Genomic DNA, 10,164 nt, shown 5'->3' with positions numbered 1-10,164 from the left:
TCCAAGAAACCCTTACCCTTTGCTGAACCCTCTGGGGGGTGCGGCTCCGGTCCTGGGGCGAAAAGGGACGGTCCGCGCCCTTAACAAAAATCCGGTGGTGGCCCCGCGACGCTTGTATGGTCAGGCGGATGCCGAGCCGTCGGGCGTCTGCACCATTCGACATTCGTCGGGCTCGCGTTGGGATCGTCCCGACATTCAACCGATGACGGAGCCGTGCCGTCGGCCGTAATGTCCGCGCAAACCCGTTGTCCGGCAGAAGGGACGAGCAAAGTCTTGTGCACCGTATCCTGTCGAATCCCTCGTCTCCCCGAGCACCGCCTCGAGGCCAGAAAGTGCCGACTGTGTCCGGTTGATCCATCTTCTGGTGGCATGACACAGCACATTCTTGACGTTTCGTCATGTCATTCGGAGCGACGACAGCCCTAGTATCCAGTTTCCTGTCGGCGAGAGCACTCAGGCACAGGCACCTGCTGGCCCCATCGTCGAAAGGGGCCTCATGGATGCGATTCGTGAGCACGTGCTCGTGGAATCTGCCTTGGACAATGGCGGCGACGGAAAGCCGGACATGATCGCGGCCGACAACATCCGGCCGAACGAGACGGGATAGAGCGTCAAGCTCCCCGTGATCATGGAAATCAGTTTGTACTGCAGCACGCTGGGCCGCGGAAACGAGTCGCGGCTGAAGAAGTACGACTGAGCCGAAATCTGCCCTGCTCAAGAATTCACGATTCGGGTTTGCATGCACCCCGTAGGAGAGGTGTACATGTCTCATCCCCGCTCCGCTCGACCAACTCGCCTCAGATCGCGTCCGCTCGCGTCGGACACGGCGGTCGGACGCGTCTTAAGCGTCTTAACGCTGATCGTGGCGCTCGCCGTCGCCGCAGCCACGGTGATCGCTGTGCCGGCCGCGGCCTCCGCCTCCACCCCCTCCGCCAAGCGTCCCGTCCCGACCACGAAGGCCGCCGGCTCCACCTCGCCTGGCCGGCACCCCGCCGATCAGGTGTGCGCCAAGCCGTCAAAGGCCGGCGAGATGTCCTGCCTTGCCATGGTCCGCACGGATGTCGTCGCGACGAAGGGTCTCCAGGCTGATTCCGCTCCCGCCGGTTTCGGCCCGGCCGACCTGCGAAGCGCGTACAACCTGCCCGACGCCGGCTCCACCGAGACGGTCGCCGTCGTGGCTGCGTTCGACAACCCGAACGCCGAGGCGGACCTGGCCGTCTACCGTCAGCAGTACGGGCTGCCGCCGTGCACCACGACCAACGGCTGCTTCAAGAAGATCGACCAGCGCGGCGGCACGAACTATCCGACGGCGAACTCCCAGTGGGCCGCGGAGATCGCACTCGACATCGACATGGTCAGCGCGACCTGCCCGAGCTGCAAGATCCTCCTGGTCGAGGCCGACGACAACGGTATGAACAACCTTGGCACGGCCGTGAACCAGGCGGTCGCCCAGGGCGCCAAGTTCGTCTCCAACAGCTGGGGCAGTACCGAGAATTCCAGTGCGCCCCAGAGCGAAGCCTACTTCAACCACCCCGGTGTCGCGATCACCTTCGCCAGCGGTGACAGCGGTTACCGCGTCGCATACCCGGCCTCGTCGCAGTACGTGACGGCGGTCGGCGGCACCTCGCTGGTCAAGGACACCTCCACCACCCGCGGCTGGGCCGAGAGCGCATGGAGGTATGCGGGCAGCGGCTGCTCGAGGTACGTGTCCAAGCCGTCGTTCCAGCAGGACACCGGCTGCGCGCGCCGTACGATCACGGATGTGTCCGCGGTCGCCGACCCGAGCACCGGTGTCGCGGTCTACAACGGTGGCTGGCAGGTCTTCGGCGGCACCAGCGCGTCCGCCCCGATCATCGCCTCGGTCTACGCGCTGGCCGGGAAGCCGGCAGCGGGTTCGGCGCCGAACTCCTACCCGTATGCCCAGCCGTCCGCGCTCAACGATGTGACGTCCGGAAGCAACGGAAATTGCACGCCTGCGTACCTGTGCAACGGAGGGCCGGGTTATGACGGGCCGACCGGCCTCGGCACCCCGAACGGGCTCGCGGCGTTCCGCCCCGTGCCCTCCGGTCCGCACGGCACCGTCAGGGGCACCGTCACCGACGGCAGCGCTCCGCTGGCGGCGGCCAAGGTCACCGTGGGCGACGTCACGGCGATGACGGACGGGCAGGGGCACTACACCCTGACCGTGCCGGCGGGAACGCACGACATCAGCGCGAGCAAGTTCGGGTACGCCACCAAGACCGTTTCGGGTATCACGATCGCCGACGGCCAGACCGTGAGCAAGGACTTCGCGCTGAGCTCGAAGTCGCGTGTCAACGTCACCGGTACGGTCCGCGATGCCTCTGGTCACGGCTGGCCGCTGTATGCGACGGTGCGGGTCGAGGACGATCCGACGGCGGTCGCCTACACCGACCCCAAGACGGGGAAGTACACGCTGAGTGTGCCCGTCTCCGGCACCTACACCCTGCAGGTCGACCCGGTGTATCCGGGATACAAGCGGGACTCTCGGGATGTACAGGTGGGTTCGGCGGATGTGACGCATGACGTCAACGCGTCGGTCGACCAGATGAGTTGCACTGCCGCCGGGTACGGCTTCAAGTATCACGGCACCACGGAGCCGTTCAACGGCACCACCGCGCCGTCGGGCTGGACCGTCGACGACAAGATCGGCAATGGCCAGACCTGGGTGTTCAAGGACCCCCGCGGTCGCCCCAACAGGACCGGTGGGTCCGGCGGCTTCGCCATCATCGACAGCGATTACTACGGCCGCGACGGTTCACAGGACAGCTCGCTGATCAGTCCGGTCATGGACTTCAGCCAGGAAGCCCAACCGGTCCTGACCTTCCACTCCGACTACAACGGCATGGTTTACCAGACCGGGGACGTCGATCTCAGCATCGACGGCGGCCAGACGTGGAACACCCTCTGGCACCACACCACCGACAGAGCCTGGGGACCGCGGACCGAGCTCGTGGACCTCTCCCAGGCCGCCGGCAAGGCCAACGTCCAGGTGCGGTTCCACCTCGCCGCCAAGTACGGCATGTGGTGGCAGGTCGACGACGTCCGCCTCGGCGGCCGCACCTGTGACCCGGTACCGGGTGGCCTGGTCGTCGGCCGGGTGACCGACAAGAACACCGGGGCCGGAATCAACGGCGCAACGGTGATCTCCGCCGACAAGCCCGCCGAGAAGACGGTCTCGGCGGCGACGCCGAACAACCCGAACCTGGGCGACGGCTTCTACTGGATGTTCTCCTCGCTCACCGGGGAGCACAAGTTCAACGCCACGGTGGGGAAGTACTACAGCCCAGAGGACATCACCGTCAACGTGGCTCCGGACCAGGCAACGGACGGCACGTTCGCCCTGCCCGCACCCCGGATCGCGGTCAGCCCCGCTCAGCTCAGCAAGACCGTCGACTGGCAGGGCCAGGGCAGCTCCACCCTGACCTTGAAGAACACCGGAACCGCCCCGGTGACCACCAAGATCGGTGAGTGGCCGGTCGCGTCGAGCGGCAATCAGCCCGCCGCGGCGCAGCAGGGCGCTCCGCTGCAGCAGGTGAAGGGAGATTACAGCCCCCTGCCGTTCCAGCCCGGCAAGACCGCACGGGCGGCGGCTGCCAAGCCGTCGGTGACGCCGTACGCGGCGCCGTGGACGACGGTGGCCGACTACCCCATGCCGGTCATGGACAACGCTGTGGCGACCATCAACGGCAAGGTCTACTCGGTCGGCGGATTCGACGACACGTACTTCGCCAACAAGGCCTACGTCTACGACCCGGGCGCCCGGGCGTGGAGTGCTCTGCCGAACCTGAGCGTAGCCAGGGGCGGAGCGCAGGCAGCCGCCCATGGTGGCAAGCTCTACGTGTTCGGCGGCTGGGACAACTACACGAGGCCGGTGGCCAAGACCGAGATCTACGACCCGGCGAGCGGTACCTGGTCCACGGGCGCCGACAACCCGCAACCGCGCTCCGGCGCCGGCGTGGCCGTGCTGGGCGGCAAGATCTACCTCGTCGGCGGCTGCATCGGCAACGACTGCGGCAAGACGGAGGTGCAGGTCTACGATCCGGCGGCGAACTCCTGGAGTTCGGGCCCGGCGTATCCGGAGAAGGTCTCCTGGCTCGGCTGCGGTGGTATCGAGGACAAGCTGTACTGCGCAGGCGGGCAAGGCCTGGCCAGCACGCACGCCTACAGCTACGACCCGGCAACCGCCAGATGGACTCGCGTCGCTGACCTGCCGATCGAGCTGTGGGGGATGGGCTACTCGGTGTCAGCCGGCAAGCTGCTCGTATCCGGCGGCGTGACCGACCACTCCAGCGTGCTCACCAACAAGGGCTTCGCCTACGACCCGGGTTCCGATGCCTGGACCGCGCTGCCCAACTCCAACAACACTCTCTACCGCGGCGGCTCCGCCTGCGGCTTCTACAAGATCGGGGGTTCCGCCGGAAACTACTACGGTTCCAGGAACACGGAGCTGTTGCCCGGCTATGACCAGTGCACCGCCACAGGCGATGTCCCCTGGCTCTCACTGGACAAGACCGAGGTGACGATCCAGCCGGGCGAGAGCGTTGACGTCAACGCGAGTTTCGACGCGAGCCTCGCCCAGATCACCCAACCGGGCACGGTCACTGCGCAGCTCACGATCGGCGCGAAGACCCCGTCCGGGGCGATCCCCTCGGTGCCGGTGGCGCTCACGGTGAACCCGCCCAAGACCTGGGGAAAGATCACCGGGACGGTCACCGGAGCCGACTGCGCCGGCAAGTCGGCGCCGCTGACCGGAGCGACCGTGCAGATCACCTCGAAGACGGCGAGCTACACGCTGAAGACCGACAAGAACGGTCAGTACGTGTACTGGCTCGACGTCAGCGACAACCCGGTCAGGGTGACCGCGTCCAAGGACGGCTGGGAGCCGCAGACCCGATCGGTCGATATCAAGCCGGGTAAGGCAACCACGGCCGACTTCTCTCTCAAAGAAACGTGCAGCTGATCTGACGCTCCGTGCGGGCCGGGCCCGGCCCCGGCCCGCACGGACAGTTCTCGGCCCCGCCACCGATCCCATGGCGGGGCCGAGACGCTTCCAGGGGCCGGCGATCGACCGGGGTGATGCCGCGCCGGCGACCCTGTTCGCACGCCATGCCGAGTCGGCCGGGGCCACCGGTCGCTCGGCACACCGGGCCGGGGCAGCCGTCCCGGCCCGGGTCTTTGCATAGTCAGGCGGATGCCGAGCCGTCGGGCGTCTGCACGATTCGACATTCGTCGGGCTCGTGCCGGGATCATCCCGACGTTCAACCGATGACGGAGCTGTGCCGACGGCCGTAAAGTCCGCGCGAACCCTTCATCCGACAGAGGGGACGAACAAATTCTCGTGCACCCTACGCTGTTGAACCTGTCGTCCTCCCGAGCGCCGCCTCGAGGCTGGAAAGTGCCGTCCTCGTCCGGTTGATTCATCTTCTGGAAACACGGTAACGGGCGTATTCTTGATGTTTCGTCATCGCATTCGGGGTGGCGAAAGCATGTGCTCGTGGAATCCGCCTTGGACGGTGACGGCGGCGGAAAGCCCGGTGTGGTCGTGGCCGACATCATCCGGCCGAATGAGACCGAGTTGGGGCTTCAATCTCCCCGTGATCACGGGCTCCAGTCCGTACCGCAGCACGCTGGGCCGCGGAAACGAGTCGCGGTTGAAGAAGTACGACTGAGCCGAGATCTGCCCTGCTCAGGAATTCATGATTCAGGTTTGCATCACCCTGTAGGAGAGCTGTCCATGTCTCATCCCCCTTCCGCTCAACCAACCCGCCTCAGATCGCGTCCGTTTGCGTTGACCACGATGGTCGGACGCGTCGGCGCGCTGATCGTGACGCTTGCTGTTGTCGCAGAGGAGGACCTGTGATGCCGGCGATGTCACGTACTGCCCGGCGCACCCTCAAGGGTTTGGCCGCGGTCACCGTTGCGGCTCTGACGCTTGGTATCGGTCCGGCGCTGCCCGCGGCGGCGGCGAGTCAGGCCGAAGGTACGATCGCGAACGCGGGCGCACCCGGTGCCATCAAGGATCGGTACATCGTGGTTCTCGGCAAGGGAGCCGACTCCAAGTCGCGCAAGGGCAAGGCGCTGGCTGCCAAGTACGGTGCGAAGGTCAAGAGGACCTACGACGCTGCGCTCAACGGCTATGCCGTCGAGCTGACGGAGAAGCAGGCCAAGCGGTTCGCCGCCGATCCGGCCGTGGAGTCCGTCGTGCAGGACCAGACCGTCAAGGCGACCGACACCGACCCGACCGGCACTCAGCCCAATCCGCCCTCGTGGGGGCTGGACCGAGCCGACCAGCCAGCCCTGCCGCTCGACAACAGTTACACCTACCCGGGTACGGCGGGCGGCGGAGTCACGGCCTACATCATCGACACCGGTGTGCGCATCAGCCACCAGGACTTCGGCGGCCGCGCCAGTTACGGGTACGACGCCGTGGACGGCGACAACATCGCGGCGGACGGCAACGGCCATGGCACGCACGTCGCCGGAACGGTCGCGGGCTCGTCGTACGGTATGGCCAAGAAGGCCAAGATCGTCGCGGTCCGCGTGCTCGGCGACGACGGCTACGGCACCACCTCCGGCGTCATCGCGGGTGTGGACTGGGTGACCGCCAACGCCGTCAAGCCCGCGGTGGCCAACATGAGCATCGGCGGCCCGACCGACACGGCGCTGGACACCGCTGTCCGCAACTCCATAGCCTCCGGGGTCACCTACGCCGTGGCGGCGGGCAACGACAGCACGGATGCCTCCACCTCGTCCCCGGCCCGTGTGACCGAGGCCATCACCGTCGGCTCCACCGCCAGTGGCGACTCCCGCTCCGGCTTCTCCAACTACGGCAGCACCCTGGACATCTTCGCGCCCGGGACATCCATCCAGTCGGCGTGGTACACCGGCGACACCGCCACCAACACCATCTCCGGCACCTCGATGGCGTCCCCGCACGTGGCCGGAGCAGCCGCGCTCTACCTGGCGGACAACCCCAGCGCCTCCCCCTCGCAGGTCGCGGAGGCGCTGACGTCCTCAGCCACCACCGGAGTCGTGACCAGCCCGGGCACCGGCTCCCCCAACCGGTTGTTGAACGTCTCGGCGTTCCGTTCCGGGCCGCACGGCACCGTCGCGGGTACCGTCACCGACGGCACCACTCCGCTTGCCGCGGCCAAGATCACCGTTGGTGACATCACGGAGATGACGGATGGCCAGGGGCGCTACAGCCTGACCGTGCCGGCGGGAACGTATGACATCAGTGCGAGCAAGTTCGGGTACGCCACCAAGACCGTCTCGGATGTCACGGTCGCTGACCGCCAGACGGTGACCGAGGACTTCCCGCTGACGGCGAAGCCGAATGTCAACGTCACCGGCACGGTCCATGACGGTTCCGGTCATGACTGGCCGCTGTATGCGACCGTGCGGGTCAAGGATGAGCCGACGGCGGTCGCCTATACCGACCCCAAGACGGGGAAGTACACGCTGAGTGTGCCGGTCTCCGACACCTACACCCTGCAGGTCGACCCGTTGTACCCGGGTTACGAGCGCAGCTCGCAGGATGTGCAGGTGGGTTCGGCGGATGTGACGCATGACGTCAACGCGTCGGTCGACTGGAAGACCTGCAGCGCTGCCGGATACGGCCTCCACTTGGACGGTGCCACCGAGTCGTTCGACGGCACCTCCGCGCCGGCGGGCTGGACCGTGGACGACAAGCTGGGCAACGGCCAGACCTGGGTGTTCAACGACCCGGGCAAGCGCGGCAACAAGACCGGCGGGTCCGGCGGCTTCGCCATCATCGACAGCCAGCGATACGGGAACGGAACAGGGCAGGACACCTCGCTGATCAGCCCCGTCATGGACTTCAGTCAGCGAACCCACCCGGCCCTGACCTTCCGCACCGACTACTACGGCTTCAAGGGCCTGACCGGGGATGTCGATTTCAGCGTCGACGGAGGTCAGACGTGGACCAACGTCTGGCACCACACCAGCGACAGTGTGCGGGGGCCGCGGACCGAGATCGTGGACCTGTCCAAGGCCGCCGGCAAGGCCAACGTCCAGGTACGGTTCCACTTCACTGCCGGCTTCGGTTACTGGTGGCAGGTCGACGATGTCTTCCTCGGCGACCGCACGTGTGACCCCGTACCGGGCGGCCTGGTCGTCGGCCAGGTGACCGACAAGAACACCGGGGGCGGGGTCAACGGTGCCTCGGTGACGTCGGCCGACAAGCCCGCGGAGAAGACGACCTCGGCGGCGACGCCGAACGACCCGAAGCTGGGCGACGGCTTCTACTGGATGTTCTCCTCGCTGACGGGGGAGCACACGTTCTCCGCCAAGGCGGCGAACTCCTACAGCGACCAGGACATCACCGTCAACGTGGCCCCGGACCGGGCAACGGACGGCACGTTCGCCCTGCCCGCACCTCGGATCGAGGTCCCGGCCCAGGTCAGCAAGACCGTCGACTGGCAGGGCAAGGGCAGCTCCACGGTGACCCTGAAGAACACCGGAACCGCCCCGGTGACCGCCAAAGTCGGTAAGCAGCCGGGCGGCCATCAGCCCGCCGCGGCGCAGAAGGGTGCTCCGCTGCGGGAAGTGAAGGGGGACTACAGCCCCCTGCGATTCCGGCCCGGCAAAACCGCACGGGCGGCGGCCGCCAAGCCCTCGGCGACGCCGTACGAGGCACCGTGGACGACGGTGGCCGACTACCCCTTGCCGGTCATGGACAACGGCGTGGCGACCATCGGCGGCAAGGTCTACTCGGTCGGCGGAACGGACGGCAAAGTCGATTACAAGAGCGCCTACGTCTACGACCCGGTCGCCCAGGCGTGGAGTGCCCTGCCGAACATGAGCATCACCCGTGCGGCGCCGCAGGCTGCCGCCTACGGTGGCAAGCTCTACGTCTTCGGCGGCTGGGACACGTACGGGAGGCCGGTGGCCAAGACCGAGATCTACGACCCGGCGACCGGCGCCTGGTCCACCGGCGCCGAGACCCCGAAGCCGTCCGCCGGCGCAGCCGTGACCGTACTGAGCGGCAAGATCTACATCGTGGGCGGCTGCACGTACGACGGCTGTGGCAGCACGGACGTGCAGGCGTACGACCCGGCCTCGGACACCTGGAGTTCGGGCACGGCGTATCCGGAGCCGACCTCCTGGCTCGGCTGCGGGGCCATCGCGAACAAGCTCTACTGCGCGGGCGGGGCGAACTCGAGCGGTACCTCCAAGCACGCCTACAGCTACGATCCGTCGTCCCACAGCTGGGCCGCCGTTGCCGACCTGCCGATCGACCTGTGGGGAATGGGCTACTCGGCGGCAGCCGGCAAGCTCCTCGTGTCCGGCGGCGTGACCAGCCCCTCCACGCTCACCAACCAGGGCTTCGCCTACGACCCGGGTGCCGACACCTGGACCGCGCTGCCCAACTCCAACAACACCGTCTACCGAGGCGGCTCCGCCTGCGGCTTCTACAAGATCGGAGGTTCCCCCGCAGGGTGGGACGCGGCCAAGAACTCCGAGCTGCTGCCCGGCTATGACCAGTGCGTCGGAATTCCCTGGCTCTCGCTGGACAAGACCGAGGTGACGATCCAGCCGGGCGAGAGCGTTGACATCAACGCGAGTTTCGACGCGAACGTCGCCGAGATCACCCAGCCGGGCACGATCAGCGCGCAGCTCACGGTCAGCGCGAAGACCCCGTACGGGGCGATCCCGTCGGTCCCGGTGGCGCTCACGGTGAACCCGCCCAAGACCTGGGGAAAGATCACCGGGACGGTCACCGGGGTCGACTGCACCGGCAAGTCGGCGCCACTGATCGGAGCGACTGTGCAGATCACCTCGAAGACGGCGAGCTACACGCTGAAGACCGACCGGAACGGTCAGTACGTGCTCTGGCTCGACGTCAGCAACAACCCGCTCACGGCGATAGCGGCCAAGGACGGCTGGGCGACGCAGACCCGATCGGTCAAGATCAAGCAGGGCATGGCGACCACGGCCGACTTCCCGCTCAAACCCGACCGCACCTGCCCCTGATGTGACGCTTCGTGCTGGCAGGGCCCGGCCCCGGCCCGCACGGACAGGTCGCGGGCCCGCCCCGCGCCCCACCGAAGGGACGAGAGCCCTCCCGGACGCCCGTAGGGGCAAGTCTAAGACAAAAAGGTTCGCCCGAGGAGAAAGGAG

At 67.1% G+C, this 10,164-nt stretch carries 2 protein-coding genes and 1 pseudogene; all 3 read left to right on the top strand.

The window, feature by feature from the left end:
* Positions 1 to 862: 862 nt before the first annotated feature.
* The 3 genes and pseudogenes from ACZ7L9_RS37860 (at position 863) to ACZ7L9_RS37850 (ending at position 10,017) form a co-directional block, all read left to right on the top strand.
* On the top strand, positions 863 to 4,981 hold the full coding sequence (locus ACZ7L9_RS37860) for a carboxypeptidase regulatory-like domain-containing protein (protein ID WP_471422063.1): 4,119 nt from the start codon (positions 863 to 865) through the stop codon (positions 4,979 to 4,981).
* Between the two features lie 908 nt (positions 4,982 to 5,889).
* Positions 5,890 to 7,416: pseudogene (locus ACZ7L9_RS37855) on the top strand (S8 family serine peptidase); the annotation flags it as partial.
* Positions 7,417 to 7,419: 3 nt separating this feature from the next.
* Positions 7,420 to 10,017 (top strand): Kelch repeat-containing protein, encoded by a 2,598-nt coding sequence (locus tag ACZ7L9_RS37850; RefSeq protein ID WP_471422064.1) that lies wholly within the window; start codon positions 7,420 to 7,422, stop codon positions 10,015 to 10,017.
* The last annotated feature ends 147 nt before the right edge of the window (positions 10,018 to 10,164 follow it).

This window comes from Streptomyces sp. NPDC111516 (genome assembly GCF_055635345.1).
The sequence above is the reverse complement of the archived record's forward strand: the minus strand, read 5'-3'. Positions and strand labels throughout refer to the sequence as shown.